This window comes from Kribbella sp. NPDC051936, assembly GCF_040680955.1.
Classification (GTDB): domain Bacteria; phylum Actinomycetota; class Actinomycetes; order Propionibacteriales; family Kribbellaceae; genus Kribbella.
Window position 1 is genome coordinate 177292 of the sequence record NZ_JBFAXS010000005.1, and the last position, 26058, is coordinate 203349.

At 69.8% G+C, this 26058-nt stretch carries 26 protein-coding genes; 14 read left to right on the top strand and 12 right to left on the bottom strand.

Annotated features, from left to right (window positions below):
- Window positions 1-109: 109 nt before the first annotated feature.
- Together fahA and AB0L64_RS18435 are read right to left on the bottom strand one after the other, a co-directional pair.
- Complete coding sequence (gene fahA, locus AB0L64_RS18430; RefSeq protein WP_363711441.1) at window positions 110-1324, bottom strand: fumarylacetoacetase; 1215 nt, start codon at window positions 1322-1324, stop codon at window positions 110-112.
- Entirely contained in the window at window positions 1325-2188 is an 864-nt protein-coding gene (locus tag AB0L64_RS18435) for a hypothetical protein (protein ID WP_363711443.1), read from the bottom strand.
- 69 nt (window positions 2189-2257) lie between these two features.
- On the opposite strand from AB0L64_RS18435, the gene AB0L64_RS18440 reads away from it, so the two are divergent.
- From AB0L64_RS18440 to AB0L64_RS18450, 3 genes are all read left to right on the top strand, one after another.
- Entirely contained in the window at window positions 2258-3451 is a 1194-nt protein-coding gene (locus AB0L64_RS18440; RefSeq protein WP_363711445.1) for a homogentisate 1,2-dioxygenase domain-containing protein, read from the top strand.
- A gap of 24 nt (window positions 3452-3475) precedes the next feature.
- Window positions 3476-4165: a hypothetical protein gene (locus AB0L64_RS18445; protein ID WP_363711447.1), complete on the top strand. Its 690-nt coding sequence runs from the start codon at window positions 3476-3478 to the stop codon at window positions 4163-4165.
- A 73-nt stretch (window positions 4166-4238) separates the two neighbouring features.
- The gene (locus AB0L64_RS18450; RefSeq protein WP_363711449.1) at window positions 4239-4793 is read left to right on the top strand and encodes a hypothetical protein; all 555 of its coding nucleotides are present in this window, start codon (window positions 4239-4241) and stop codon (window positions 4791-4793) included.
- Here the strand turns inward: AB0L64_RS18450 and AB0L64_RS18455 are convergent.
- Window positions 4790-5614: a polysaccharide deacetylase family protein gene (locus tag AB0L64_RS18455; RefSeq protein ID WP_363711451.1), complete on the bottom strand. Its 825-nt coding sequence runs from the start codon at window positions 5612-5614 to the stop codon at window positions 4790-4792. The genes AB0L64_RS18450 and AB0L64_RS18455 overlap by 4 nt on opposite strands.
- 115 nt (window positions 5615-5729) lie before the next feature.
- Between AB0L64_RS18455 and AB0L64_RS18460 the strand changes: the two genes are divergently transcribed.
- The 3 genes from AB0L64_RS18460 (at window position 5730) to AB0L64_RS18470 (ending at window position 9012) form a co-directional block, all read left to right on the top strand.
- A complete protein-coding gene (locus AB0L64_RS18460) occupies window positions 5730-7583 on the top strand; it encodes a 5'-nucleotidase C-terminal domain-containing protein (protein ID WP_363711453.1) in 1854 nt (617 codons plus the stop codon).
- A gap of 74 nt (window positions 7584-7657) precedes the next feature.
- Entirely contained in the window at window positions 7658-8203 is a 546-nt protein-coding gene (locus AB0L64_RS18465) for a sigma-70 family RNA polymerase sigma factor (RefSeq protein ID WP_363711455.1), read from the top strand.
- A complete protein-coding gene (locus AB0L64_RS18470; protein WP_363711457.1) occupies window positions 8200-9012 on the top strand; it encodes a hypothetical protein in 813 nt (270 codons plus the stop codon). The genes AB0L64_RS18465 and AB0L64_RS18470 overlap by 4 nt, the downstream gene beginning before the upstream one ends.
- On the opposite strand, the gene AB0L64_RS18475 is transcribed toward AB0L64_RS18470, so the two are convergent.
- A complete protein-coding gene (locus AB0L64_RS18475) occupies window positions 9009-9497 on the bottom strand; it encodes a hypothetical protein (protein ID WP_363711459.1) in 489 nt (162 codons plus the stop codon). The two genes, AB0L64_RS18470 and AB0L64_RS18475, sit on opposite strands and share 4 nt — an antisense overlap.
- 95 nt (window positions 9498-9592) lie before the next feature.
- On the opposite strand from AB0L64_RS18475, the gene AB0L64_RS18480 reads away from it, so the two are divergent.
- The 4 genes from AB0L64_RS18480 to AB0L64_RS18495 all read left to right on the top strand — a co-directional run bounded on the left by AB0L64_RS18480 (window position 9593) and on the right by AB0L64_RS18495 (window position 13593).
- The gene (locus AB0L64_RS18480; protein WP_363711461.1) at window positions 9593-10282 is read left to right on the top strand and encodes a GntR family transcriptional regulator; all 690 of its coding nucleotides are present in this window, start codon (window positions 9593-9595) and stop codon (window positions 10280-10282) included.
- Window positions 10279-11022, top strand: a complete 744-nt coding sequence (locus AB0L64_RS18485) for a creatininase family protein (protein WP_363711463.1) — start codon at window positions 10279-10281, stop codon at window positions 11020-11022. The genes AB0L64_RS18480 and AB0L64_RS18485 overlap by 4 nt, the downstream gene beginning before the upstream one ends.
- Before the next feature lie 94 nt (window positions 11023-11116).
- Window positions 11117-12064, top strand: coding sequence for a PHB depolymerase family esterase (locus AB0L64_RS18490; protein ID WP_363711465.1), 948 nt, complete (start codon window positions 11117-11119; stop codon window positions 12062-12064).
- On the top strand, window positions 12061-13593 hold the full coding sequence (locus AB0L64_RS18495; protein WP_363711467.1) for an AbgT family transporter: 1533 nt from the start codon (window positions 12061-12063) through the stop codon (window positions 13591-13593). The genes AB0L64_RS18490 and AB0L64_RS18495 overlap by 4 nt, the downstream gene beginning before the upstream one ends.
- A 106-nt stretch (window positions 13594-13699) precedes the next feature.
- Here the strand turns inward: AB0L64_RS18495 and AB0L64_RS18500 are convergent, their stop codons facing one another.
- From AB0L64_RS18500 to AB0L64_RS18525, 6 genes are all read right to left on the bottom strand, one after another.
- Window positions 13700-14278, bottom strand: coding sequence for a nicotinamidase (locus tag AB0L64_RS18500; protein WP_363711469.1), 579 nt, complete (start codon window positions 14276-14278; stop codon window positions 13700-13702).
- Window positions 14279-14344: 66 nt separating this feature from the next.
- Window positions 14345-15121 carry an SDR family oxidoreductase gene (locus tag AB0L64_RS18505; protein ID WP_363711471.1) on the bottom strand — a complete coding sequence of 259 codons (777 nt, stop codon included), beginning with the start codon at window positions 15119-15121 and terminating at the stop codon, window positions 14345-14347.
- Between the two features lie 91 nt (window positions 15122-15212).
- Complete coding sequence (locus AB0L64_RS18510; protein ID WP_363711473.1) at window positions 15213-16079, bottom strand: alpha/beta hydrolase; 867 nt, start codon at window positions 16077-16079, stop codon at window positions 15213-15215.
- Window positions 16051-17229: an MFS transporter gene (locus AB0L64_RS18515; RefSeq protein WP_363711475.1), complete on the bottom strand. Its 1179-nt coding sequence runs from the start codon at window positions 17227-17229 to the stop codon at window positions 16051-16053. Before AB0L64_RS18515 ends, AB0L64_RS18510 begins: the two co-directional genes overlap by 29 nt.
- A 143-nt stretch (window positions 17230-17372) precedes the next feature.
- Window positions 17373-17969 carry a CGNR zinc finger domain-containing protein gene (locus tag AB0L64_RS18520; protein WP_363711477.1) on the bottom strand — a complete coding sequence of 199 codons (597 nt, stop codon included), beginning with the start codon at window positions 17967-17969 and terminating at the stop codon, window positions 17373-17375.
- A gap of 5 nt (window positions 17970-17974) precedes the next feature.
- Window positions 17975-18598, bottom strand: a complete 624-nt coding sequence (locus AB0L64_RS18525; RefSeq protein ID WP_363711479.1) for a pyridoxamine 5'-phosphate oxidase family protein — start codon at window positions 18596-18598, stop codon at window positions 17975-17977.
- Between the two features lie 256 nt (window positions 18599-18854).
- On the opposite strand from AB0L64_RS18525, the gene AB0L64_RS18530 reads away from it, so the two are divergent.
- Window positions 18855-20393, top strand: a complete 1539-nt coding sequence (locus AB0L64_RS18530; protein ID WP_363711483.1) for a fibronectin type III domain-containing protein — start codon at window positions 18855-18857, stop codon at window positions 20391-20393.
- Here the strand turns inward: AB0L64_RS18530 and AB0L64_RS18535 are convergent, their stop codons facing one another.
- Window positions 20394-21767: an alpha/beta fold hydrolase gene (locus tag AB0L64_RS18535; RefSeq protein ID WP_363711485.1), complete on the bottom strand. Its 1374-nt coding sequence runs from the start codon at window positions 21765-21767 to the stop codon at window positions 20394-20396.
- Between the two features lie 100 nt (window positions 21768-21867).
- On the opposite strand from AB0L64_RS18535, the gene AB0L64_RS18540 reads away from it, so the two are divergent.
- Window positions 21868-22962, top strand: coding sequence for a histidine kinase (locus AB0L64_RS18540; RefSeq protein ID WP_363711487.1), 1095 nt, complete (start codon window positions 21868-21870; stop codon window positions 22960-22962).
- Window positions 22955-23638, top strand: a complete 684-nt coding sequence (locus AB0L64_RS18545; protein ID WP_363711489.1) for a response regulator transcription factor — start codon at window positions 22955-22957, stop codon at window positions 23636-23638. Before AB0L64_RS18540 ends, AB0L64_RS18545 begins: the two co-directional genes overlap by 8 nt.
- Here the strand turns inward: AB0L64_RS18545 and AB0L64_RS18550 are convergent.
- Window positions 23613-24611 (bottom strand): YdcF family protein, encoded by a 999-nt coding sequence (locus AB0L64_RS18550; protein WP_363711491.1) that lies wholly within the window; start codon window positions 24609-24611, stop codon window positions 23613-23615. The genes AB0L64_RS18545 and AB0L64_RS18550 overlap by 26 nt on opposite strands.
- Window positions 24612-24765: 154 nt before the next feature.
- Here AB0L64_RS18550 and AB0L64_RS18555 point away from each other — a divergent pair, with 154 nt between their 5' ends.
- Window positions 24766-25989 carry a D-arabinono-1,4-lactone oxidase gene (locus AB0L64_RS18555; RefSeq protein WP_363711493.1) on the top strand — a complete coding sequence of 408 codons (1224 nt, stop codon included), beginning with the start codon at window positions 24766-24768 and terminating at the stop codon, window positions 25987-25989.
- The last annotated feature ends 69 nt before the right edge of the window (window positions 25990-26058 follow it).

A 26058-nucleotide genomic window follows, 5' to 3' on the forward strand; every position in this document is an offset into this window, starting at 1 on the left:
CGCTCGAAGGCTCCACTTTGGGCTCGCGCCAACCGTTTCGGCCGCTCGCGGATGGTCGGTGAGGGCCCAAAGACGTCGGCGGGAGTGGTGTGAGGAGGGGCGCGGGGGGTCAGGCTGGTGGGGTGTGGGCGGGGGTGATGCGGCCGGTGACCTCGCCGAGGCCGAGGCGGGATCCGCTTGCTGTTGTCGCCCAGGCGGAGATGGTCACCTCGTCGCCGTCTTCCAGGAAGGTGTGTTCCTTGCCGTCGACGATCAGCGGCTCGCGACCGCCCCAGCTCAGCTCGATGAAGGAGCCGCGCTGGTTCTTCTCGGCGCCGCTGACGGTGCCGGAGGCGTAGAGGTCACCGGTGCGGACGGTGGCGCCGTTGACGGTCATGTGGGCGAGCATCTGCGCGGCGGACCAGTAGATGTCGCGGTACGGCGGGGTGCTCACGAGGTGGCCGTTCAGCCTCACCTCGAAGGTGATGTCGAAGTTCGTCAGACTCTGGCCGGCCAGATACGGAAGGACGGGCGGATCCTGCGGCGGGAGGGGGACGGCGGAGCCGGCCAGGGCGTCGAGGGAGACGACCCAGGGTGAGATCGACGTGGCGAAGGACTTGCCGAGGAACGGGCCGAGCGGGACGTACTCCCAGGCCTGGAGATCGCGCGCGGACCAGTCGTTGACGACGACCACGCCGTACACATGCTCCTCGAAATCGTCAACGGACACAGGCTTTCCGAGCGTCGACGGCGTGCCGACGACGTACCCGAGCTCGACCTCGATGTCGAGCCGCTGGGACGGCCCGAAGGTCGGCGCCGCGGCGTCCGGCGCCTTGCGCTGACCGGACGGCCGGACGATGTCGGTGCCGCTGACAACGATCGTGCCGGCACGGCCGTGGTACCCGACCGGGAGGTGCTTCCAGTTCGGCAACAGCGGCTCGGAGTCCGGGCGGAACAGCCGGCCGAGGTTCGACGCGTGCTGCTCGGAGGCGTAGAAGTCGACGTAGTCGCCGACCTCGAACGGCAGCTGCATGGTGACTGCGGCCTGCGGGATCAGGTGCGGCTCGACGACGTCCCGGTCGTTCGGGTTCCGGACCAGGTCGAGCAGCCAGTTCCGGGTGGCCCGCCAGGCCGGGCGGCCGAGTGCGAGGAACGGGTTCAGCGTCGGCTCGGCGAACAGTTGCGCGCCGTCCAGCATCTGCGCGGACGCGACCGGCGCGAGGTCGATGATCTGGTCGCCGATCGCGGCGCCGATCCGCGGCTCCTCGTCCCCGTGCCGGAACACGCCGAGCGGCAGGTTGTCCGGCCCGAACGGCGAACCGTCCGGGATCTCGATCCAGCTCATTCAGTCCTCCATCAGGCGCAAGGTCGTCAGGTCGGTGCGCGGCTCCTCGATGCTGCACGAGCCGAACGACGTGAACCACCGGCGGGTGCTCGCCGCCTGCTCGTCGGAGAGTTCGCGTGCGCGCACCGCCAGCCCGGCGCCCTGTCGCTCAGCCAGTACGGCGGCCACCTCGTCGGCGGACGCCCCGTCCAGCGAGGCGCGGGTCGCCAGCAGCACGTTCAGGAAGCCGTGGTGCTCGAAACCCGAGTCCGCCGCGGTATGGCGGACCGCATTGTGGAGCCCGGCGGTGCACTTGAAGGCCACTTCGCGGTCGAGACAGGCGGTGATGAACGCGGCGACCTGGTCCTCCGACGGGAACAGTGACGCGTCGAGGCCGCCGGTACGGAGCTTGGCGGCGTAGCCGGCGTCGGCGACGACGTCCAGGGCGCGTTCCCAGGCGCCCTCCAGGCCGATCTCGACGTACGCCGTCTCCTCGTCGAGACAGTCGTCGCACGCCCGGACCACGCGGAGCGCGTTGCGGGACAGGTCGTCCTCGTCCCGCAACCGCACCTCGACCGCGGTCACCTCGACGTCCTTGGAGCGATCGCCCCACCGCACGGCCGGCTCGATCCCGCCCGCACCGCCGGAGATCACCACCGACACCCGTAACGGGCCGGAGACCGCGCCGGGCTTCGCGCGCGCAGCGGCCTCGGCGACCTTCATCAGGTCCTGGTCAGTGCAGACGAACGGGCCGACCAGGTCGGCGTACGGCGCTGCGCGGTGCGCCTGGTGCGTGGCGACGGCCTCGGCCAGCGGCAGGTTGCCCGGCGGGAACATCGACGCGTCGTCGACCAGGTGCCGGAACAGGGCAGGGACGGTTGACATGCTCCAGAGCCTAACGGATGCTTTCGGTAAGCGGACGCAAGCGTTCGATTATCGGATAGGCAGGATGAGATGGCGTACTACCGGCAGGTCGGCGAGGTTCCACCCAAGCGACACACGCAGTTCCGGAAGCCGGACGGCGGGCTGTACTACGAGGAGCTGATGGGGGAGGAGGGGTTCTCGTCGGACTCGTCGCTGCTGTACCACGCCGGCGTGCCGTCGGCGATCGTCGACTCACAGGTGTGGGACCTGCCCGACCTCGCCACCGTCGCGAACCATCCGCTCACGCCGCGGCACCTGAAGCTGCACGACCTGTTCACGGACACGTCGAAGTCGAACGCCGTGGAGGACCGGCGGCTCGTGCTCGGCAACGGTGACGTCCGGATCTCGTACGTCGTCGCGGAGCAGCCGTCGCCGTACTACCGCAACGCGATCGGCGACGAGTGCGTGTACGTCGAGAAGGGCTCGGCGACCGTTGAGACCGTGTTCGGCGTCCTGAACGCGGTCCAGGGCGACTACGTGATCATCCCGCGCGCGACCACTCACCGCTGGCTGCCCGGGCCGGAGGGCGTGCACGCGTACTGCATCGAGGCGAACTCGCACATCGCGCCGCCGAAGCGCTACCTGTCCCGGTACGGCCAGTTCCTCGAGCACGCGCCGTACTGCGAGCGTGACCTGCACCCGGCCTCCGAGCCGCTCGTGGTGGAGGGCACCGACGTCGAGGTGCTGGTCAAGCACCGCGGGAACGGGCCCGGCGGGATCGTCGGGTCGCGGATGACGTACGCGACGCACCCGTTCGACGTGGTCGGCTGGGACGGCTGCCTGTACCCGTACACGTTCAACGTCAGCGACTTCGAGCCGATCACCGGGCGCGTGCACCAGCCGCCGCCGGTGCACCAGGTGTTCGAGGGCTACAACTTCGTGGTCTGCAACTTCGTGCCGCGGAAGGTCGACTACCACCCGCTGTCGGTGCCGGTGCCGTACTACCACTCGAACGTCGACTCCGACGAGGTGATGTTCTACTGCGGCGGCGACTACGAGGCGCGGAAGGGCTCCGGGATCGGGCTCGGGTCGATCTCGCTGCACCCCGGCGGGTACGCGCACGGCCCGCAGCCGTCGGCGATCGAGGCCTCGCTCGGCGCCGAGCGTTTCGAGGAACTCGCGGTCATGGTCGACACCTTCCGGCCGCTCGAACTGGGCGAGGGCGGCCAGGCCGTCGACGACGGCGTCTACGCCTGGACCTGGGCAGGTCGCCGCAAGGACTGAGCGGGATGTGGGATTCTGTCCCCTGTGAGTGAGGACGGGGACGCGGTTTCGCAGGTCACAGAGGACAGTCCGGAGGTGCTGGTGCAGGAGCCACCGCACGATCCCGGACGGCCGTTCGTGGTCGGTGTCGACCGCGAGGCCGTGCTGCGCCGGCGTGAGGTGGTGCGGACCGTCGAGCGGCGGGGCGGGTGGGTGACGCTCGCGCTGGGCGTGGTCGGCATCGTCGCCGCGCTCTACGCGCTGGTCGCGTTCCGCGGGTCCGGGATGTGGCCGTTCGCGCTGTTGTTGATCCTGGCAATGATCCCGCTGGTGCTCAGCACCGTGCTGGTGTACCGCGTGCAGGCCGAGCGGACCAAGTGGTACGCCACGAACGAGTTGCCGCCGGTGGCGATGCGGATCTCCGCCAAGGGACTCGAGCTGGCCTGCGACGGCGCGGCGTACCCTGTGGTGCTGCCGTGGGCGACCGTCCGCGGCTTCACGCAGCACAAGCTGCTCGGCCAGTACACGCTGGACCTGGCCCTGGCCCGCGGCGTGAGCGCGACGACCGCCGGCGTCCGCGGCCTGGACCAGCCGTCGGTCCGGAGCGTCGTCAAGCCGAACCCGCTGCTCCGCCCGACCGGCATGTTCCTGGTCAAGGCACTCGACCAGCCGGTGCACGTCATCGACGAGGCGCTCAAACACTTCTCCAACGGCGCCGCGGGCATCCAGCGCTGACCTGCGCTGACCTGCCGGCCTGCGAAGCTCGGGGCATGGACGAGAGCTTCGTGGTCGCCTGCGGCGCGACGAGGTGCTGCGCCGCCGTGCCGTCGTCCGCCGGGTCCGGCTGATCGGCGGCGCGATCGTCGCGATCATGACCGCGATCGGCCTGGTGCTCTCGGTGTGGCTGATGATCCTGCTCGGCGACGCCTGGTACATCGGCCTGCTGATGATCGCGTCCCTGCTGCTGCCGCTCGTCAGCGTCATCCAGTCGTTCCGGCAGCAGCGCTGGTACGCCGGGGCAGACCTCCCGCCGTACGCGATGCGTATGACGCCGGCCGCGCTGGAGCTCGGCGTCGAGGGCGCGCCCGCTCCCGTCGTACTGCCGTGGCCTGCGGTGATCGGCTTCCGACGCGAGCGCCGGGCCGGTCAGCCTGTCCTGCGGGTCGTCCTGCAGCGCGGCGTGACAGCCACGAGCCCCGGAGTCAGCGGCCTCGACCAACCGGCCGCACGGGCCACGCTGCAGCCCAGCAAGTTCGTCAAGAACGGCGGCCTCTACGGCGTACCGTCACTCGACCAGCCCGTCGAGGCGATCGACCAGGCCCTCCGCTACTTCTCCAACGGCAACGCCGCCGTCGTGAGCTAGCAGGGCAGGGCGCGGTACGTGTAGCCGAGCTTGGTGAGTTTGGTCAGCGCCCGGTCGAGGGCGGCGACGGTCTGGGAGCGGTTGCCGCCGCCGTCGTGCATCAAGATGATCGCGCCGGGACGGGCGCCGGCCAGGATCGCGTGCTCGATGTGCGCGGCGCCGGGCTTCTCCCAGTCCTTCGTGTCGACGTCCCAGAGCACCTGCCGCTGCCGGTACGCCGCCGCGATGGCCGCGATCTTCGCGTTCGTCGCGCCGGTCGGCGGGCGCAGGCACTTGGACTTCACGCCGGTGGCGATCTCCTGCCGCACCCTCGCGTCCGGCAGCAGGGTCAGCGTCTTGTGGTCCCACGTGTGGTTGCCCACGTTATGCCCCGCGGCGCGCTCGGCCGCGAGCAGCTCCGGGTACTGCGCGACCTGGATGCCGAGCACGAAGAAGGTCGCCTGCGCCTTGTGCTTGCGCAGCACCTGCAGGACCTTCGGCGTCCACTCGCGCTGCGGGCCGTCGTCGAAGGTCAGGTAGAGCACCTTCCCGTGCGCCGCGAGGTTCCAGTCGTCGGCCGGCGGCTTGGCGACCGCCGGTTTGGCAGCTGGTTGCGTGGTCTGCGTGGTCTGCGTGGTCTGCGTGGCCTGCGTGGCCTGCTTGGTCGACGACGGCTCGCCTCGCTTGGAGGTGCCGGGCTGGAGTCCGTGGCTCGGCGTCTGGGTGACGGGCGCGGCAGCGGACGTGACGGAGTGGTCGGAGGGTGTGGCGGCTTGGGCGAGGACGGCACCGCAGAGGAGGGTGGCGACCAACGGCAGGAACTTGCCGGGCGGCTTGGTCATGGGCGGTATGTTCTCGCGCGCACCGGGCCATCCTCACACCGGGTGGGGGTGTGTCGCCCGTATCGTGTGCTGTCGGGCCGGAGATCCCGGCGAGCGGACCTGTGAGGCGGGGCGGATGACTGACAGCGGTGAGCGGACCACGATGACACGACGCACGGTGATCGGCGGCGCGGCAGCGCTGGCCGCGGCCGGTTTCCAGGCGGTCCCGGCGTACGCCGGCGGCACCTCGGGGCACGGGTCCGGGAAGACCGTCCGGCTGACCGTGATGGGCACCACCGACCTGCACGGCAACGTCTTCAACTGGGACTACTTCAAGAACACCGAGTACGACGACAGCGCGCACAACGACATCGGCCTGGCCAAGATCTCCACGCTGGTCAGCGCGGTCCGGGACCGGATCGCCGCGGACCGGCACACGCCGCGCCCGCTGCTGCTCGACGCCGGGGACACGATCCAGGGCACCCCGCTGGCGTACTACTTCGCGAAGATCGAGCCCATCACCGGCGGCCACACCCACCCGATGGCCGCGGCGATGAACCGGATCGGGTACGACGCCGCGGCGCTCGGCAACCACGAGTTCAACTACGGGCTCGACATCCTCCGCAAGTTCCAGCGGCAGCTGCGCTTCCCGCTGCTCGGTGCGAACGCCCAGGACTGGACCACGGGCCTGCCGGTGTTCCCGCCGTACACGCTCAAGCGGGTGCACGTGCCGGGGGAGAAGCCGATCACCGTCGGCGTCCTCGGGCTGACCAACCCCGGCATCGCGATCTGGGACAAGGCGAACGTCGAGAACAAGCTGAAGTTCGGCGGCATCGTCGAGCTGGCCAAGATCTGGGCGCCGCGGGTCCGGCAGGCCGGTGCCGACGTCGTGGTCGCCGCGGTGCACTCCGGGATGGACCTGTCCTCGTCGTACGGCGACGCGCTGCCGTACCCGGAGAACGCGTCGGTGCTGATGGCCGAGACCGTCCCGGGGATCGACGCGGTCCTGGTCGGGCACGCGCACCTGGAGATCCCCGAGCGGCTCGTCACGAACAAGACCACCGGCGAGCAGGTGGTGCTGAGTGAGCCGCTGAAGTGGGGGATGCGGCTGTCGCTGTTCGACCTCGACCTGGAGAAGGTCCGCGGCCAGTGGAAGGTCGTCGGCCGGCACAGCCAGGTGCTGAACGCGAACTCCGTCGCCGCCGACCCGGGCGTCGTCGCGCTGCTGCAGAAGGACCACGACAAGGTCGTCGAGTACGTGAACTCGAAGATCGGCACCTGCACGGAGGCGATGTCCGCGGCCACCGCGCCGTGGGAGGACACCGCGGCGCTCGACTTCGTGAACTTCGTCCAGGCCGACGCGGTGTCGAAGACACTCGCCGGTACGCCGCAGGCCTCGCTGCCGGTGCTGGCGATCGCGGCGCCGTTCAACCGGGCCGCGGCGATCCCGGCCGGGGACGTCTCGGTGCGGGACGTGGCCGGGCTGTACGTCTTCGACAACACGCTGCTCGGGGTGACGATGACGGGCGCGCAGATCAAGGACTACCTGGAGTTCTCCGCGCAGTACTTCAAGCAGGTCACCGGGACCGGTCCGTTCCCGTCCGACCAGGTCACCAACGCCCCGACCTCGACCGCGCCGAACGGCACGCCGGACTACAACTACGACATCCTCGGCGGGCTGACCAAGCCGCTCACCTACACGATCGACATCGCCAAGCCGGTCGGCGCACGCATCGCAGACCTCGCCTACGACGGCACGGCGGTGGCCGCCGACCAGCAGTTCGTGGTCGCCGTGAACAACTACCGCCAGTCCGGCGGCGGCAACTTCCCGCACGTCAAGACCGCCCCGGTCGTCTACAACCGCCAGGTCGAGATCCGCCAACTGATGATCGACTACGTCACCACCACCGGCACAGTGGACCCGCAGACCTTCCACACCACCGACTGGTCCCTGACCTCCAACGGCGCCCCGATCACGGTCACCAGCTGAGGTAAGAATCGCGCAATCCCGGACAGAGACGGGGTATGACGCGAATACAGACACGGCCCCGGGAGGGGGATCTGATGGACGATCCTCCCTCGGGGACCCGGCTGGCGGGCTTCGAGCGGTTGTTCGTCCAGCATCACGATGACGTGCTTCGATATTTCGTGCGGCGGCTTGATGTGCGGGCCGACGCGGCGGATCTGCTGGCCGAGACCTTCCTGATCGCCTGGCGGCGCCTGGACGACATACCCGGCGGTCACCCGCTGCCGTGGTTGTACGGCGTGGCGCGCCGCGTGCTCGCCAATCACCGCCGGGGTGAGACGCGACGGCACGGCCTGGCCGACAAGCTCCGCGACGACCTCCGCTCGGTGCCGGCCGATCCCGAGACCGGTCTCGAGGTCCGGCACGCCGCGGACGTCTTCCGGCAGCTGTCCGACCGCGATCGCGAACTGCTGTCCCTGGTCGCGTGGGAGGGGCTCGACACCACGCAACTCGCGGCAGTTCTCGGTTGTTCACGCAGTACGGCGACCGTCCGGCTGCACCGCGCTCGCCGACGGCTCGAGCGCCTGATGAGCCAGACCACACCGGGCCGTGAGCCCGCTCGCACCCGAGGAGAACGCGCATGAACACGATCGATCTGCTCCGCACCCTGGATCCGATCGCCGGCGACGATCCGGCCGCCTCGGTCGGCGAGGAGAGCCGCGCCGAGATGCTGACCCGGATCGGCAACTCCCCGGCCCCGGTCAGGACACGCAAAAGCGCCGTCCGGCGTCGTCTCGTGCCGGCGCTCGTTGCGGCCACGGTGGTCGCGGCCGCGGCGGTCACCGTTGTCGAGCTGCCGGGCGACTCCCGGCAGGAGGCGCTGGGTGCGGCGTTGTCGTTCAACGCCGAGGGGGATTACCTGAGGGTTCGTGTCGTCGACCCGTACGCCGACAGCGCTCGGTACAACAAGGAGTTCAAGAAGCACCACCTGAACATCACCCTCGAACTCATGCCCGGCTCGCCGTCGACGGTCGGGTTGAGCCCGGCGGCCGTGTTCGGGCCCGACTCGCCGAACATCAAGCAGACCGACGACCCGCCGGGCTGTGCGCAGGCGGGCACCTTCCCGTGCGTCCCGGAGTTCCTGATTCCGAAGAGTTACACCGGTGAGGCGGCCCTCGTCATCGCCCGGGCCGCGCGACCCGGCGAGCAGATCGCCTTCACCGGAGCGATCGACGGCCGCGGCGAGGCCTTGCAGGGTGTGAAGTTCCGCAACCTCCGGGTCTCACAGGTGCTGGCGATCCTGCAGCAGCGCGGGTACACCGTCCCGGAGTACCGCGTCTCCGCCAACGCAACGACCTCGTCACCGAAGACGGTGCCACCGACGTACTTCGTCAAGGACGGCTTCCTGGTGAAGGACAAGCAGGTCATCCTCTTCGCCTCGGCCAAGCGCTAGGCCCTGTCGAGACAGAGGGGGAGCAGAGCGAGGAGTACGACGCCTGTCGCGACCAGGACCGATGTCCGCGAAGGGCGTGACCACCGCCGGCCGCCGTCGCCGGCCGGCTGGTGGCAGCGTTGCAGGACCCCGGCGACGGAGACCGCGATCGCCGCGAGGAGCACGAGTGGCTCGGCCCACCCGAAGATCGCACCCCAGGGGGAGGCGAGCAGGGCCAGCGAACCGACCGCGGCGCCGGCGCCGAAGATCGCGCCGACGCCGCGGCGGATCGACAGCAGCAGTACGGCGAGCGCGACCGTGATCCCGCCGCTGAGGGCGCCGTACGCGATGCCGCCCACGGTGGCCAGGCAGTCCTCCTCCGGCACGCAGCTCCGGGACTGGACGATCATCACGATCACGCCGACCACCACCGCGACGCCGAGACCGATGCCCAGGGCGCGGAAGACGATGCCGGCGATCGATTCCGCCCAGGTCCGCGTGTTCATCCGAGAAAGGTACGGCGTGTAACGGTCACTGCGACCGGACGGAAGTCCTCGCCGAAGCCTTGACCGAGCGATTGGCTAAGTGATTTAGTCACTTTGTGAGTTACTCAGCTGCCGAGGTGTCGCCCAGTCTCTCCGACCGGTTGACCGAGTCGATTCTCGGGATCATCCGCGACGGCGGGCTGCGGCCCGGTGACGCGATCCCATCCGCGCGGGAGCTGGCGAAGCGGTTCGCGATCACCACGCCGACGGTGCGGGAGGCGTTGCGGAAGCTCGAGGCGACCGGGGCGGTCGAGTTCCGGCACGGGTCCGGGACGTACGTCGGGCCGACGATCAACAACGTCGTCCTGGCGAATCCGCACCGGCCGCCGATCACCAGGGACTCGGTGCTGCAGCTGATCGGCGCGCGCCTGGTGATCGAGCCCGCGGTGGCGGCGCAGTCGGCCGTCGCCCGCCGGCCGGAGAACCTGGAGCGTCTGGAGGCCGCGGTCACCAACGCGCTGGTCCCGCCGGGCGGTCCGGCGTTCGCGCTGAACTTCCACGTCGAGCTCGCCGCCGCGTCCGGGAACCCCTTGCTGCAAGAGGTTCTGGCCTCGCTGCTGAAGGTCCGGGTCCGCGAGCAGCAGCAGATCCGCGCGTTGTACGACAATCGCGAACGCGATCACGAAGAGCACCAGGCGATCGTCGAGGCGGTCCGCGCGCAGGACGCCGTACAGGCCGAGCGCCTCACCCGTGAACACCTCGACAACATCCGCCAGGCCGTCGAGTCCGCTCCGGAGTTCTCATGAAGCTCGCCGAGATGACGACCGACGAGGCGGCCGCCGCCGTCCGGGACTCCCCGCTGGTGATCGTCCCGGTCGGCGCGCAGGAGCAGCACGGCGGCGGGATGGCGATGTCCACCGACACCGTCCGCGCCGTCGGGGTCGCCGAGCGCGTGGCCGAGCGGCTGGCCGGGCGCGCGGTGATCACCCCGCCGGTGCCGTACGGCGTCTCGCCGCACCACATGGCCTTCGCCGGGACGATGACGTTGTCGCCGGCAACGTTCATGCAGGTCCTCCGGGATCTGGTGGCCAGCCTGCACGAGCACGGCTGGCGGCAGTTCTTGGTGATCACCGGGCACGGAGGCAACAACGCTGCCCTGTCCGTGCTCGCGCAGGAGTACGTCCGGACCGACCTGACGTTCGCGTGGACCCCGCTCACCTCCGTGGTGTCCGACCTGATCGGCGAGGTCAGCGAGGTCCACGGTCACGCCGGCGAGGCGGAGACCGCGCAGATGCTGTACCTGGCGCCGGAGCTGGTCCAGGCCGATCGCCTGGAGCCCGGCGCCACCGCACTGGACGACCTGACTACCACTGCCCGGCTCTCCCGGCAGTCGCGCGGACCGCGGCTGTCCGTCGGGTTCGACGCGTACCACAAGCGTGGCGTGCTGGGTGATCCCCGCCGCGCCACCGCCGCGGACGGCCGGCTCCTGGTGGAGTCCGCCGCCGACCGGATAGCCGCCTTCGCCGCCGAGTTGCTGGCGGCCTGACGTCGCAGTTCCCCAGTTGCTGGACCTTCGCTCAGGGAGGTCCAGGCGCGAGCCTGCCCGCCCGCAGGCCGCCTGCCCCGAGGATGCACCCCTGATGAACCTCGCACGCCCTGAAACTCCCGGCCACACTGGTCGCCGTACGGCCCGCCGGGTCGGCGCATGGCTGGCGTCGGCGGCTCTGGTGACCGCCGCCGTCACGTTGCCAACGGCAACCGCTGTCGGTGCGCCCAGCTCCGGCTGCGGCAAGCCGGCCATGCCGAGCGGCGACTACACGGTCGCCAGCGGCGGCCTGACTCGGACGTATCGCCTGCATGTGCCGGACAGCTACAAGGCGTCGAAGGCGCAGCCGCTGATCCTCGTGTACCACGGCCGCGGCAAGACCGGCGCCCAGACCGAGGCGTTCTCCGACCTGTCGAAACTCGACGCAATTGTTGCCTACCCCAACGGTGTGATCGGCGACGAGAACAAGCAGGCCTGGCAGGGCGCGCCGTACTCCGCCGCGGGCGTCGACGACGTCAAGTTCACCGAGGACCTGCTCGACCAGCTGGAGTCGTCGTACTGCGTCGACACGAAAGCCGTCTACGCGACCGGCAAGTCCAACGGCGCCGGCTTCACCGGGATCCTCGCCTGTCGGCTCGCCGACCGAATCGCGGCGATCGCGTCGGTCTCGGGTGCGTTCTACATCGAGGACACGCGCTGCGCACCCAGTCGCCCCGTCCCGGTGCTCGACATCCACGGCACCGGCGACACGACGATCCCGTACGGCGGCGACGGCCAGCGCGACCTGCCCGACGTACAGACGTGGGTCCGCGACTGGTCCGTCCGCGACCAGTGCGACCCCGATCCGAAGGCGAGCCGCATCGGTTCCGACGTACTGAAGTTCACCTACCGGGGCTGCGACGCCGATGTCGTCCACGTTGCGGTGACCGACGGTGGGCACAGCTGGCCGGGGTCGGACTCGTCGTCCGGACCGGGCTACGTCACCCAGACATTCGAGGCGCACGAGTTGATCGGCGCGTTCTTCAAGGCACACCAGTTATGAGCACGACGACCACCGACACGAGGGAGTTGCCGCGGCTCATCCGGGCGATGGCGGTCATCGAGCGGATCGGGAACGCGCTGCCGCACCCGTTCTGGCTGTTCTGGATCCTGTCCGCGCTGTTGGCCGTGATCAGCGCGATCCTGTCCGCGTTCGACGTTTCCGTCGTCTCGCCCAAGGATGGCAAGCAAGTCGCGGTCCAGAACCTGCTGTCCGGGGACGGCTTGCAGATGGCCGTGTCGACGGCGATCTCGAACTTCGCCGAGTTCCCGCCGATGGCGACGATCGTGGTCGTGATCATGGGCGTCGCGCTGGCCGAACGGACCGGGTTCCTGCAGGCGCTGATGCGGGTCAGCGTCTCCCGGGTGCCGCAGTCGATGGTGGTGTTCGCGGTCGCGTTCGCCGGCACGATGGCCCACGTCGCGTCGGCCGCGGCGTACATCATCCTGGTACCGCTCGGCGGGCTCGCGTTCCGCGCGGTCGGGCGGTCGCCGATCCTCGGCATCGTGGTCGCGTACACCGCGATCGCGTCCGGGTACGACGCCAGCCCGATCCCGACCCCCAACGACGCGATCTTCGCCGGCATCACCACCGCCGCCGCCCGCACGATCGACCCGGGCGCGCACGTTTCGGTGCTGTCGAACTGGTTCTTCAACATCGCCTCGTCGGTGCTGCTCGCGCTGGTGATCACGCTGGTCACCCGGCTGGTGCTGAGCAAGCGGCCTGACCTCGACGCCGACCCGGACGCGCCCGGCGACCTGGATCAGCTCTCCGTGTCGGTTGCCGAACGCAAAGGTCTGCGCCGGGCCGGTCTGGTCTTCCTGGCCGCCGCCGTCGCGATCGTCGCCGTACTGCTGCCGCACGACTCACCCCTGCGCGGCAAGGACGGCAGCATCGTCGACTCGCCGTTCCTGGACGGCATCGCGATGATGGTCGCGGTCCTGTTCGGCCTCGTGGGGATCGCGTACGGCGTGACCGTGCGCGCGATCGAGCGCGCGGCCGACGTACCTCGCCTGATGGCCGAAGGAATCAAGCAGATGGCGCCGGTGCTGGTGCTGTTCTTCGCGATCGCGCAGTTCCTCGCGTACTTCGACTGGAGCAACATCGGCGACCTGCTGTCGGCGGAGTCGGCCCGGATCCTCGGCGACCTCGGGGCGCCGAAGGTGGTGATCTTCCTCGGCATCCTCGCTGTGCTCACCATCATCAACGTGCTGGTCACCAGCGGCTCGGCCATGTGGTCCCTGACCGCGCCGATCCTGGTCCCGATGATGCTGCTGTTGAACGTCCCCGCCGAAACCACCCAGGCCCTCTTCCGCATCGCCGACTCGGGCTCGACCGCGATCACCCCCATGAGCCCGTACTTCGTGATGGCGCTGGGCTTCCTCCAGCGCTACCGCAAGAACGCCGGCGTCGGCACCCTCGCGTCGTACACCGTCCCCCTCGCCGTCGCAATGACCATCGCCTGGACCCTCCTGTTCCTGGCCTGGTGGGCGCTAGGCATCCCCCTCGGCCCGGGAGCCCCGGTGAGATAACCAGCTCGACAGGAGGTGTCGCCCAAGACCACCAGGCCGCACGCTCAGCCCTCCGCCCGCCGGCCCGCAGTGGGCGTATACGTCCTGTCGAGCTGCCGAGAACCCTCTAGGTCAGCGTGACGCCGGCGTTGCGGAGGTCGGTTAGGGCCTGTTGGGTGGTGGGTTCGGCTACGCCGGCGGTGAGGGTGGTCAGGACTCTCGTGGTGAAGCCTTCGTTGCGGGCGTCGAGGGCGGTGGCGCGGACGCAGTAGTCGGTGGCTATGCCGCAGACGTCTACGTTGGTGACGGACTTCGCGCGTAGCCAGTCGGCGAGGGTGTGGCCGCCTTCGTGGGACTTGCCTTCGAAGCCGGAGTAGGCGGCGGCGTACTCGCCCTTGTCGAAGATCGCGTCGAAGGGTTGCGGGTCCAGGTTCGGGTGGAAGCCGACGCCGTCGGTTCCGGCGACGCAGTGCGGGGGCCAGGAGTCCACGAAGTCGGGTTCGCGGGAGAAGTGGTCGCCGGGGTCGATGTGGTGGTCGCGGGTGGCGACCACGTAGTCGTACCGGCGGTCCTGTGGCTCGGCCTCGTGCCACTTGTGGAGCAGTTCGCCGATTCGGAACGCGACGTCGGCGCCCCCGGCGACGGCCAGGCTCCCGCCCTCGCAGAAGTCGTTCTGCACATCAACCACGATCAGTGCCCGGGCCATCGCGACGCTCCTTTGACGGGTACTCCCTGAACCCACCGTACAAGCGTCGACGCCGTCGGCGCCGCATTAGGCGGGGATCAGCTGGCCGCCGGTGACGTGCAGGAGCTCGCCCTGGACGGCTCTCGTCCGTGGTGAGGTGAGGAACAGGATCGCGTCGGCGATCTCGGAGACGTCCGGGAGGTGCCGGGCGGTGAATCCGGCGGTGATCCTGTCCAGCGCGTCTCGCGGGATGATCCGGTGTGCTCCGTTCTCCAGCGTGATGCCGGGCAGTACGACGTTGACCAGTACGCCGTCCGCGCCGAGATCGTGCTGGAGACTCGCCGCCAGGCCGTGCAGTCCCGCCTTCGCCGCGCCGTACGCCCAGGCTCCGCCGCCCATGCCGCGCTCCGCCAGGTCGGTCGAGACCAGCACCAGCCGCCCGTGGGCGGAGCGCCGCAGCGCGGGCGCCACCTGCTGTGCGAGGTGCATGTTCCCTTCGAGGTTCGCCCGCACGATCGCGGTCCACCACTCCGGCGAGGCGTCCTCGATCTTTTCGGTGCGCCCGTCGTGCGGCCCCCAGTCGACCGCGTTCGCGACCACGGCGTCCAGGCCGCCCCAGTGCTCCACCACCGACGCGACCGCTGCGGCAATCGTCTCCGGCGCGCTCAGATCCATCGGTACGACGTACGCCGCACCGCCCGCCGCCTCGATCTCCTCGGCGACCGTCTCGGCCGCGTCCTTGCGGGAGTTGTAGGTGATCGCGACCCGCGCGCCTTCCCGCCCGTACGCGATCGCGGTGGCCCGCCCGATCCCCGACGATCCACCCGTCACCAGTGCGGCCGCGTCCTTCAAACCCAGGTCCATGACCCGTCCTCCTGTTATTGTTAGTCGGCTAAGAAGAAAACTTAGCCGACTAACAAACCAGAGGCAAGTAGCTGTGGTCGTCAGGTCGCGCTCATGGCAGCACCCGCTGGAGGAAGTCGCGGATCAGCGCGGCGATCTCGTCGCCGTGGGTTTCCAGGGCGAAGTGCCCGGCGTCCAGGAGGTGGATCTCGGCGTCGGGCAGGTCGCGGGCGAAGGCGGTGGCTCCGTCGGCGGCGAAGATCTCGTCATGTTTGCCCCAGGCAACCAGTGTCGGCGGCTGGTGGCGGCGGAAGTACTGCTGGAATGCGGGATAGGCGTCGAGGTTGTGCTGGTAGTCGTAGAACAGTTGCAGCTGGATCTCCTGGTTGCCGGGCCGGTCGAGGTAGGACTGGTCCAGGGTCCAGGTGTCGGGGCTGATCCGCTCCACGAACTGTGCCGGTACGCCGTGGGTGTACTGCCAGCGCGTCGCTTCCGCTGTCAGCAGTGAACGTACGTCGGGTTCGTAGGTGGCCCGGTCCTTCGCGTGGTTGAACAGCGGTTCCCAGAAGGGCGTGAACCCTTCGAGGTAGGCGTTGCCGCTCTGCGTGATCAGGGCGGTGACGCGCTCGGGGTGGCGACTGGCGATGCGGAGTCCGATCGGTGCGCCGTAGTCCTGGATGTAGAGCGCGAACTGCTGCACGTCCAGCTTGTCGAGCAAGCCCAGGGTGAGCTCGGTGAGGGCGTCGAAGGAGTAGGCGAACTCGTCCACCGACGGCATGCCGGACTGGCCGAAGCCCAGGTGGTCGGGTGCGATGAGGTGGTACGAGTCGGCGAGGTCGCGGAGCAGGTTGCGGAACATGGCAGAGCTCGTGGGGAAGCCGTGCAGCAGCACGACGGTGGGGTTGGCCGGGTCGCCGGCCTCCCGGTAGAAGATCGGCTGGCCGTCGATGTCAACGGTGCCGTACCGCACTGCGTTCATAGGTGCTCTCCTGATTCTTGACGGGTACTCCGTGCTGGGGACGGAGCAAGACGAGACAGGCCGCGGCGAGGCCGAGGCCGAGGGCGAAGAAGGCGCGATAGCTGCCGGTGAAACGGTCGATGACGACCGCCATGGCGAGCCCGCTCGCGGCCGCGGCCTGATGGGTGACCCAGGCGGGGGCCAATGTCCGGCCCATCCGGTGCGGGTCGAGCCCTCGGGACAGCACGGCCATGGTGAGCGGAATGATCGGGAACGACGACATTCCGAAGATCACCGCGGCTGCGACGAGTCCGGCCGGGGCCTGCGCAACGGTGAGCAGACCGAGCGACAATGCTCGCAGCAGGTGGAGTAGGCGCAAGAGATCCTCGGGGCGCCGGCCCCGGCGCAACAGGCTCGCGACGACGGCCGACGTGATGCCGGCCGACAGCGCGGCGACGGCGACCAGGCGGCCCGCGCCGGCGACTGACCAGCCGAGCTCGGCGGCGTGCTTGGGCAGCATGAGTACGACGACGTACATCGTCGCGGCATGCAGACCGAACGAAGCCAGTACACGACCACGGCCGCGCAGGCTCTCCCGCGTTTGGTCGCCGGACAGGGTCGTTGCCGGATCATTGGGCAGGACACAGACGAGGACTGCCGTCACGGCCAGGCCGACACATCCGAGTACGGCATAGGTTCCGCGGACGCCGATCGGGACGAACAGCGACGTCGCTGCCCAGGGCATGAGGAGCTGGCCCAGGTTGATCCCGATGGCGGCGCGAGCGAGCGCCGGCCCGGCGTCGGCGCCGTACGCCCGGCCGATCAAGGTGCTGACGGTCAGGCTGGAGGAACTCGCGAAGCCGAGGCCGCCGAGGAACGTGTACGTCGCGATGAACTGCCACGTCTGCGTGACCACGGCGAGCACCAAGTAGCCGGCCGAGATGACGATCAGCCCGAGCACGAGGATTCGCTTGGCGCCTACGCGATCCAGCAGGCGGCCTACGAACGGCTGCGCGACGCCGGTGAGCAGCGTGCTCAGCGCGGCAGCCGTCGTCAGGGCCGAGGTGTTGAGTCCGTAGTCAGCGGCGGCGGGGGCGAAGAACACACCCGCGGAGAAGTTCAATCCGAAGGAGACTGTCATGGCCGCGAGGGCGGCGAAGGCCGTTCTCATGATCGCTTCAGCTGGGTCATCTGTGTCTTCACACTTTCCGAGGGCACGGCTGTGGCCGGGACGGACGGGATCAGGGCAGGCTCGATCGCCGAGACGTCGACGACGTCTCGGCTGATGGCGCGACTGGGGTTAGCGGATCGGACTCAGCGGTGGCGGGCGTAGTGGCGGGCGGCGCGGGCGCGGTTGCCGCAGGCGGCCGAGCACCACCGTCGTTGCGGACGATCCTGGAGGTACAACAGCACGCAGCCCGGCCCCTGACAGGCACGCAGGTCCGCGTGCCGGCGTACGAACAGGTCGATCGCTTCCTGGGCGATGAAGGACAGGACCGCCGTGACTGGCGGCGCCGCGCTACGCACCTGCGCGGCAGGCTCGCCCTGCCACCGCAGCTCCTGCCAGTACGGCGCCCAGCGCGCGTGGCGGTTGAGCGTCTCGACCGCCCCGACTGACGGAGCAGCGCCGGCCATGCTTCCGGCGGCCACCTGAGCGGCGTCGCGTCCGGTGATCACCCGGGCGATGTCGCGGACGGCCTCGCGAAGTTCACGGGCCGCCGTCAGCTCGAAGTCGCCGATCGCGGTGAGTTCCTCGGCCGAGAGCCGCCACGGCAGCCGGTCCTCGACGGCCGCCAGCCATTCGGTCAACAGTTCGGCGTTCTCCAGGCCGTCGCGCGGTTCGCCCCGGACGGCGTACGCGGTGTTGGCCAGCTCGATCGGCAGCGGTTCGCCGAGCAGGGGCACGGACATGGCGTTCACCGGCTCTCGTCGTGACGCAGGTCGGACCGCAACCGGGCGTTCTCCTGCTCGAGCGCGGTGATCCGGTCCCGCAGTGAGCCGATGGCCTGCTCCACGACGTCGCGGCCGAACAGCTGCGGGATGTGCTGCCGGCAGTTCCAGTCCCATCCCTCGATCTCGATGAGAACGGCCCCCTCCACCTTCCCCGGGTAGTCCGGGACGACCAGCTCGCGCAGGATATCCGGATCCTCGGTGACCCGGGCATGACCCAGGAGCTTCAGGCGTGCCTGCAGGGCATAGTCCATCAGGAACAGCGCGACCCGATCGGAGTGGTCCAGGTTTCCCCGGGTGATGTACTGCCGGTTCCCGCGAAGATCCGCGAAACCCAGCGTGCGTTCGTCCAGGACGCGCAGGAAGCCGCGCGGCCCGCCGCGATGCTGGATGTAGGGCCAGCCCGTCTCGCCGACGCTGGCGATGTAGAAGCTGTCCCGTTCCCCGACGAACGCCGCTTCGTCGGGACCGAGAACGTCACCGCTCGCCGAGCCCTCCAGCATCCGGCGGTAGGCGCGATCGCTGCCGTGCAGCCGCTGCTGCGCCTGCACCGCGTCGGTGAACGCCAACTGGGCAAACCTGGCACCCATCGCCAGCCTCCTAATGGTAATCCTCTGTCGTGATCGTTAGGGGAACGAGGTATCTCCCGAGCTCTCACTAGATTTCTAACGATACAGAGCAAGTCAAATCATTAGATTGTGGAGTCGCCGTTGGTCTCAGGAGTAGGTCTGGCCGGCGGAACCGGTTGTGTGGCGACATGTGCCGGGAGTTATCGTGTGATCGCGCATTGTCATCGAGAGATGGGGTCGGCATCTTCCGCCGGAGCGGGCCCTTGGGGGTTCGCTCATGAAGAAGGCTGTCCTGGGTGCCGTCACGGCGGCTGCGGTCGTTGCCGCGGCGCTCGTTCCGTCAGGCCCGTCGGTGCAGGCCGCAACCCGCAGCGCCGCCAGTGCGCCGCCGGGGTTCGGGTCGGCGTTGTCGTCGGTGCAGCAGTCGTCCTGGCAGACGAACGCGAGCGTGAACGCGGTCGCCGTCGCCGGGAACCTGGTGTTCGCGGGTGGGCTGTTCACCCGCGTCCGGCCGCCGGGGAAGGCGCGCGGTGTGGGTGACGCGGCGCGGAAGTACTTCGCGGTCTTCGACCGGACCAACGGCGCGCCGACGCGGTTCGCGCCGAAGGTCAACGGGCCGGTGTGGAGCGTCGCGACCTCTCCGGACGGCAAGCGGGTCGTGATCGGCGGTGATTTCACCGTCGTCGATGGGGTCGCACGGTCCCGGGTGGCGATGTTCGATGTCGGCACCGGCAAGCTGGTCGCCGGCTGGGACCCGGCGGTCAACTACCGGGTCGCGGCGCTGAAGGTCACCGGCAGCACTGTCTACCTGGGCGGTTCGTTCGGCAGTGTGGACAAGGTGACCCGGCACCGCATCGCGGCGGTCAGCCTGAGCACCGGGGCCTTGCTGCCGTGGGACCCGGACGCCGACGACGACGTACACGCGATCGAGCTGTCCACCGACGGGACGCGGGTCTTCGTCGGCGGCGGCTTCGTCGAGATCGGCGGGCGGTCCTCGCACTCGCTCGCGATGCTCAGTGCCGCCACCGGCACGGCGTACGACATGCCCGCCGCCGAGGCGATTCCGGAGCTGACGCCGGACTGCGACAGTCGCGTGAAGGACATCGAGGTCCAGGGCAACAAGGTGTTCGCGGCCAACGCGGGATCAGGTATCGGCTGCTACGACGGCGTGCTCGCCGCGGACGCCAAGACCGGCAAGCTGATCTGGCAGAGCCACTGCCTGGGCGCGACCGAGGCGATCAAGGCGATCGGCAACTGGCTCTACAAGGGGTCGCACGCGCACGACTGCAGCGCGGACGGCGGGTTCCCGGACAAGACCGGGATGCACCACCTGCTGGTCTACAGCGCCATCACCGGCAAGCTCGGCCCCTGGTTCCCGAACGCCACGGCCGGCGGCGAGACGCTCGTCGGCCCGTTGTCGTTCGCGTCCGGCGGCAACGACCTGTGGGCGGGCGGTGACTTCGTCGAGGTCAACGGCGTACCGCAGGAAGGGCTGACCCGGTTCACCAACGCCCCGGGCGGCGCGGCTCCGGCCCGGCCGGCGGCGCCCGAGGTCGCCAGCGCGCGGGCGAACAAGGTGACAATTGCCTTCAAGACGGTGCTGGACCGCGACAACCTCACGCTCACCTACTCGGTCTACCGCGGCAGCACGCGGATCGGCAGCTGGTCGCGGACGTCGAACTCATGGACGAGGCCGACCGTCACCTCGGTCACCGACTCCGGTCTGACGAGCCGTCAGACGTTGTCGTACCGCGTCGAGGTCAGCGACGGCCGCAACGTCCAGAAGAGCTCGACGGTCAGCGTGAAGGTTCGCTGATCAGCACCTGGTTCCTCGACGCGGTACGACGAGGTTCGCGAGGTAGTCGTCGATCTTGGCGCGGGCGCATTCGTTGGACTGGTAGAGCGTGTGCCCTGGACCGTCGTGGTAGATCGAGCCGCTGCCCGGCACCTGGTCGACGACCCGGGACGCGGTGTCGTACTCGCTCCAGTTGCCCGCCATCAGTAGCGGCGGCAGGCCGTCGGGCAGCGCGGCGGGTGGGTTGCGGACCGGCACCGGCCACCCGATGCAGGACAGCATCGCGAGCTGGATGGTTCCCGCGGCCCCGGTGTACGGCGCGGCGGCTTCCATCCGCCGGATCTGCTGCTGCAGTTGTCGTTGGCTGGTCGGATGCGGCCAGTCCGTGCACTCGACGACGCCCGGAGACGGCGCGGACGGGAACGGCGCGTTCGGCGGCTCAGGCACGAAGCCGGACGCGTCACCGGTCGCCGCGGCTTTCTTCAGCGCGGCCAGGAGTTTCGGGTACGACGCCTCACCGAGACGCGCGAGCCGCAGCCCGGTCCATCGGATCTCGTTGCCGTCGTACGTCGTGCTCCCGGCCGGCAGCGGGTGGCGTTGCGCCTGGGCCACCACCTGTCGCCACGACGCCGCGCAGCCGCACCAGTCGAAGAAGCGGGTCATGAACGTCTGCACGTCGCGGGCGAGCTGGGTGAGTTCGCGGTCCCAGTTGTCGGTGCTGTGGTTCCAGGTGCCGTCCAGCACCATCGATCGGACGTGCTGCGGGAAGAGCCGGGCGTACGACTGGCCGATGAAACCGCCGTACGACGCGCCGTAGAAGTTGACCGTCGACTCGCCGAGCGACCGCCGGATCGCGTCGAGGTCGCGGGCGTGGCTCCCCGAGTCCATCGCCGCGAACAGCTCGGGATCCTTGGCCTGGCACTTCTCCGCGACCGCCCGGTTGGCGGCAGCGAGCGCGTCGAACGCGGCCTGGTCGCGCGGCACCCGCGGCTGCCGTACGCCGGTCCACTCGCACGGCAGATTGGTGCTCATCCCGGCAAGGTTGGGGCCGCCCCGGAGATCCCAGGTGACGATGTCCATCGTCCGGCGCAGACCGGCGAAGGCGTCCGCGCCGCCGTACGAGCGCAGCAGGTCGATGTTCATCCCCATCGGCCCGCCCAGGTTGACCTGCACGGATCCCTGTTTCGGCCCGGTGGCTGGTAGGCGGCCGACCATCAGGGTGATCTTCCGGCCGGCCGGGCGGTTCCAGTCGACCGGCACCTGCAGACTGGCGCACTCGATGCCGACGGTTCCTGGTCCACCGGGGCATTCGCCCCAGTCGAGAGTCGGGGCGGGCGGGGTGAGGACGTTGGCCGTCAGCGCGCCGCTCGCCGCGAGGGAGAGTAGTTTCAGCATGCCGCCCACGGTTTCGCGGATGCGCCGCCCGCGCATCGGACCGGAGGCCGACGGCCCACGGTCCGAGGTGGTGGTCCAGCGGCTCGGCTAGGTTCGGCGTGTGGAGTACGGACTGAGCCGGCGGCAACTGATCGCCGCGGACTGCCTGGTCGCGGTCGGGTACGCCGCCCTCGTCCTGCTCACGTCCGCCACCGGCCCGGGGCTCGTGGCGATCGGGCTTGCGCTGCCGATCGCGGTCCGCAGGATCTGGCCGCTGCCGGCGCTCGCCGTGGTCGCCGTCATGTCGGTGATCGCGTACTTCGTGGACGCGTTGCGCGATCCGCTGCTCGCCGCCGCCTACGTGCTGTACGTCGTCGCGCTGACCCGCCCGTCGAACCGCCCGCTGTCCAGCCGGCGCCTGATCGGTCTGGCCGGCGGAGTCGGCTTCGTCGTGCTCGTCCTCGCCGTGGTGGCCGGCGCGCCGGCCGGTCAGTCCCGCGCGGCGCTCGTGCTCACCGGAACCGCCGCCTTGTACGGCGCCTGGATCCTGGGGCAGGTTGTCCGCGACCGACGGGCTGCCGCCGCCCGCGCCGCGCAGGTGCTGGCCGAGCAGGCGGTCGCCGCGGAGCGACTGCGGATCGCCCGCGAGCTGCACGACATCGTTGCCCACAGCATGGGATTGATCGCGGTCAAGGCCGGTGTCGCGAACCATGTCCTGCAGGTCCGTCCCGAGGAGGTGTCCGACGCGTTGTCGGTGATCGAGTCCACGAGCCGCGACGCTCTCGTCGAGCTCCGGCACATGCTCGGCCTGCTGCGGACCCCCGGCGAACCAGCGGACCTCGCACCGCCGGCGGGTCTCGCCGCGCTGCCGGAGCTGGTCGCGCGGGTCGAGTCGACCGGTGTGGAGGTCGAGCTGAAGGTCGACGTACCCGAGGCGCTCCCGGACGCCGTCGCGCTCACCGTCCACCGGATCGTCCAGGAGTGCCTGACGAACGTCACGAAGCACGCCGACGCGCGCCGCTGCAGCATCACGATCACCGGCAGCGCCAACGCCGTACAACTCGAGGTGATCGACGACGGCGTCGGTGGGGCAGTGGTGGAAGGACACGGTCTGATCGGGATCCGCGAACGGGCCGGCGTGTACGGCGGTTCGTACCGGGCCGGGCCGCGCACCGCCGGCGGGTTCGAGGTCGTCGTACGGCTGCCGCATGAGTGAGATCCGGGTGCTGGTCGCGGACGACCAGGCGCTGCTGCGCGGCAGCTTCCGGGTGCTGATCGACACCACACCCGGCCTGACCACGATCGGCGAAGCGGCCGACGGAGCCGAGGCCGTCGAGCTCGCGCACCGCGAGCGGCCGGACGTGGTCCTGATGGATGTCCGGATGCCGAAGCTGGACGGGATCGAGGCGACGCGGCAGATCTGTTCCGCACCGGAGACGGCCGGGACCAGGGTGCTGATCCTGACGATGTTCGACCTCGACGACGCCGTGTACGCCGGACTGCGGGCCGGAGCGAGCGGCTTCCTGCTCAAGGACGTCCCGCCCGTGGAGTTGCTGCAGGCAATCACTGTCGTCGCGGCCGGCGACGGGCTGCTGGCGCCGTCGATCACGCGGCGGCTGATCGCGGAGTTCGCTCGGCTGGCCGAGCCCGGGCAGGCGCCGCTGACCGGTCTCGACGGCGTGACCGATCGCGAGCGCGAGGTGCTGTCGCTGATCGCCCGCGGGCTGTCGAACGACGAGATCTGCGACCACCTCCACGTCGGCCGCGGCACCGTGAAGACCCACATCGGGCACCTGCTCGCCAAACTCCACGCCCGCGACCGGGCCCAGCTGGTGATCGCCGCGTACGAGTCCGGGCTGGTGCGGCCTAGAGGTGCGGGAGGATCGCGCTGAGCGCGATCAGCAGGCAGATGCCGCCGTTGAGGTACGGATGGCTGACCAGGATCGCGACGAACTCGCGGATCGTTGCCGTCGGCCAGTAGTAGGCCGCCGTCGGGGAGCCGATCACCTGGCCGTTCAGCTTCGCCCTGCGGGCGGTCAGTGCGGCGCGGAACGCGTGGAAGTTGTTCGTGACGATCAAGCAGCGGTACTGCGGTCGTAGCTCGGCCATCAGGTCACGGCTGAACGTCAGGTTCTCCCAGGTGGTCGTCGACTTGTCCTCGCGCAGGATCTGCTCGTCCGGGACGCCGCGCTCGACCAGGTACGCCGCCATCGCGTGCGACTCGGGCAGGTCCTCGTTCGGCCCCTGGCCGCCGGACGTGACGAGCAGCGGCGAACGGCCTCTGCGGACGGCGCGCTCGTACACCTGCTTCGCCCGGTCGAGGCGGCTGGCCAGCAACGGCGGCACCCGGGAGCCGATCAGGCCCGAGCCGAGCACGACGACGAAGTCGACCTTCCGGGACGAGCGGACCCGGCTGTAGACGAACGCATACACCAGGAAGCACAGGAACAGGAACGAGATGTAGGTCAGCACGCCGAGCAGCACCGACCGTACGGCGGCCAGCGGCTCCCAGCCGATCTTCTCCACCAGCACGCTGAACACCACGAAACCGATGATCCCGAGCCCGACGAGCAGCGACAGCAGGTTGGACAGCCGGCGGCGCTCCCGGCGCAGCATCGTGACGCCGTTGATCACCAGGAAGACGGCGAGCACCGCGATCGAGAGCGGGATCGCGGCCAGCACCGCGACCGCCAGCCAGCGCCCGGCGGTCTCGTTCACGCTCTCGACCGCGAAGATCAGCCCGAGGCCGGCGAACATCAGCGCGAGAACCAGGAAGATGCCGTTCTTGAACAGGCGCCGGTCGCGCAGGAAGCTGACGCCGAAGACGAGGAACCAGAAGGCGGCGATCCCGAAGCAGATGACCATCGGGCGTCATCAAAGCACGCTCCGTCGCCGAGCGGGGGGAGGCTGGGCGGGGCGTGGTTCGCGGGGTGGACGGAGCGAGGCGCGGCGGGGCCGGGTGTGCGAGGCTCGGGCGGACGGGTCGGGTGGTCGAGAGAGGCGGTCGGACGTGAGCCAGGTGACGAACTGGGCAGGCAACGTCAGCTTTGCGAGTGAGCTGCAGCGGCCTCGGACCGTCGAGGAGCTGCAGGAGCTGGTCGCGGCGGCCGAGAAGGTCCGGGTGCTCGGCACCGGGCACTCGTTCAACCGGATCGCCGACAGCACCGATGTGCTGGTGAGCGTGCAGGACCTGCCGCAGGTGGTCGAGATCGGCGAGCGCGGCGTGACGGTTTCGGCCGGCCTCCGGTACGGCGAGATCACGGCCGCGCTGCAGGCGCAGGGGCTCGCGCTGCACAATCTCGGGTCGCTGCCGCACATCTCGGTCGCGGGCGCGTGCTCGACCGGTACGCACGGCTCCGGCGACACCAACGGCCCGCTCGCGGACGCGGTCAGCGCGATCACGTTCGTCGACGCGCGCGGCGAACTCATGACGCTGACCCGCGACGACCCGGACTTCGCCGGCTCGGTCGTCTCGCTCGGCGCGCTCGGGGTGACCGTGAGCCTGACCCTCGACGTGCAACCGTCGTACGAGATCAGCCAGGTGGTGTACGACGGGCTGCCGGTGGCGCGGCTCGGATCGGACCTGGACGCGGTGATGGGCAGCGCGTACAGCGTGAGCGCGTTCACCGACTGGGTGGACCCCGACGTCATGGTCTGGCGCAAGCGCCGCGAACTGACCGCGCCCGAGCCGCAGTGGCTGGGCGCCACGCTCGCCGACGGGCCGCGGCACCCGATCAAGGTGATGCCGGCCGACTACGCGACCCAGCAGGGCGGCGTACCGGGCCCGTGGAACGAGCGGCTGCCGCACTTCCGGCTCGAGTTCACGCCGAGCAACGGCGACGAGCTCCAGTCGGAGTACTTCGTCCCGCGTGCACGGGCCGCCGAGGCGTTCGACGTACTGCGGGCCCTGGGCAACCGGTTCGCGCCGGTGATCCAGGTTTCGGAGGTCCGCACGATCGCCGCCGACGACTTGTGGCTGAGCCCGAGCCAGGGCCGCGACACCGTCGCCCTGCACTTCACCTGGATCCAGGACGAAACCGCCGTACGCCCGGTGGTCGCGGAGCTGGAGGAACGGCTCGCGCCGCTGGACGCCCGCCCGCACTGGGGCAAGGTCTTCGCCGCCGACGCCGCCACCCTCGCCGAGCGCTACCCCCGGGTCCCGGACTTCATCGCCCTGGCAGGCAAGTACGACCCGGCCGGCAAGTTCCGCAACCCCTACCTGGACACCTTCCTGCCTAGCTGAGGCGGGGTGGAGACCTCTTGTTGTATCCGGAGACCTGGAATATCAGGTCTCCGGATACAACATCTCGTC

Coding starts and splice junctions, on each gene's coding strand:
- fahA (WP_363711441.1), bottom strand. CDS start 1,324: ATGAGCTGGATCGAGATCCCGGACGGTTCGCCGTTCGGGCCGGACAAC.
- AB0L64_RS18435 (WP_363711443.1), bottom strand. CDS start 2,188: ATGTCAACCGTCCCTGCCCTGTTCCGGCACCTGGTCGACGACGCGTCG.
- AB0L64_RS18440 (WP_363711445.1), top strand. CDS start 2,258: ATGGCGTACTACCGGCAGGTCGGCGAGGTTCCACCCAAGCGACACACG.
- AB0L64_RS18455 (WP_363711451.1), bottom strand. CDS start 5,614: ATGACCAAGCCGCCCGGCAAGTTCCTGCCGTTGGTCGCCACCCTCCTC.
- AB0L64_RS18460 (WP_363711453.1), top strand. CDS start 5,730: ATGACTGACAGCGGTGAGCGGACCACGATGACACGACGCACGGTGATC.
- AB0L64_RS18465 (WP_363711455.1), top strand. CDS start 7,658: ATGGACGATCCTCCCTCGGGGACCCGGCTGGCGGGCTTCGAGCGGTTG.
- AB0L64_RS18470 (WP_363711457.1), top strand. CDS start 8,200: ATGAACACGATCGATCTGCTCCGCACCCTGGATCCGATCGCCGGCGAC.
- AB0L64_RS18475 (WP_363711459.1), bottom strand. CDS start 9,497: ATGAACACGCGGACCTGGGCGGAATCGATCGCCGGCATCGTCTTCCGC.
- AB0L64_RS18485 (WP_363711463.1), top strand. CDS start 10,279: ATGAAGCTCGCCGAGATGACGACCGACGAGGCGGCCGCCGCCGTCCGG.
- AB0L64_RS18490 (WP_363711465.1), top strand. CDS start 11,117: ATGAACCTCGCACGCCCTGAAACTCCCGGCCACACTGGTCGCCGTACG.
- AB0L64_RS18495 (WP_363711467.1), top strand. CDS start 12,061: ATGAGCACGACGACCACCGACACGAGGGAGTTGCCGCGGCTCATCCGG.
- AB0L64_RS18500 (WP_363711469.1), bottom strand. CDS start 14,278: ATGGCCCGGGCACTGATCGTGGTTGATGTGCAGAACGACTTCTGCGAG.
- AB0L64_RS18505 (WP_363711471.1), bottom strand. CDS start 15,121: ATGGACCTGGGTTTGAAGGACGCGGCCGCACTGGTGACGGGTGGATCG.
- AB0L64_RS18510 (WP_363711473.1), bottom strand. CDS start 16,079: ATGAACGCAGTGCGGTACGGCACCGTTGACATCGACGGCCAGCCGATC.
- AB0L64_RS18515 (WP_363711475.1), bottom strand. CDS start 17,229: ATGAGAACGGCCTTCGCCGCCCTCGCGGCCATGACAGTCTCCTTCGGA.
- AB0L64_RS18520 (WP_363711477.1), bottom strand. CDS start 17,969: ATGTCCGTGCCCCTGCTCGGCGAACCGCTGCCGATCGAGCTGGCCAAC.
- AB0L64_RS18525 (WP_363711479.1), bottom strand. CDS start 18,598: ATGGGTGCCAGGTTTGCCCAGTTGGCGTTCACCGACGCGGTGCAGGCG.
- AB0L64_RS18530 (WP_363711483.1), top strand. CDS start 18,855: ATGAAGAAGGCTGTCCTGGGTGCCGTCACGGCGGCTGCGGTCGTTGCC.
- AB0L64_RS18535 (WP_363711485.1), bottom strand. CDS start 21,767: ATGCTGAAACTACTCTCCCTCGCGGCGAGCGGCGCGCTGACGGCCAAC.
- AB0L64_RS18545 (WP_363711489.1), top strand. CDS start 22,955: ATGAGTGAGATCCGGGTGCTGGTCGCGGACGACCAGGCGCTGCTGCGC.
- AB0L64_RS18550 (WP_363711491.1), bottom strand. CDS start 24,611: ATGGTCATCTGCTTCGGGATCGCCGCCTTCTGGTTCCTCGTCTTCGGC.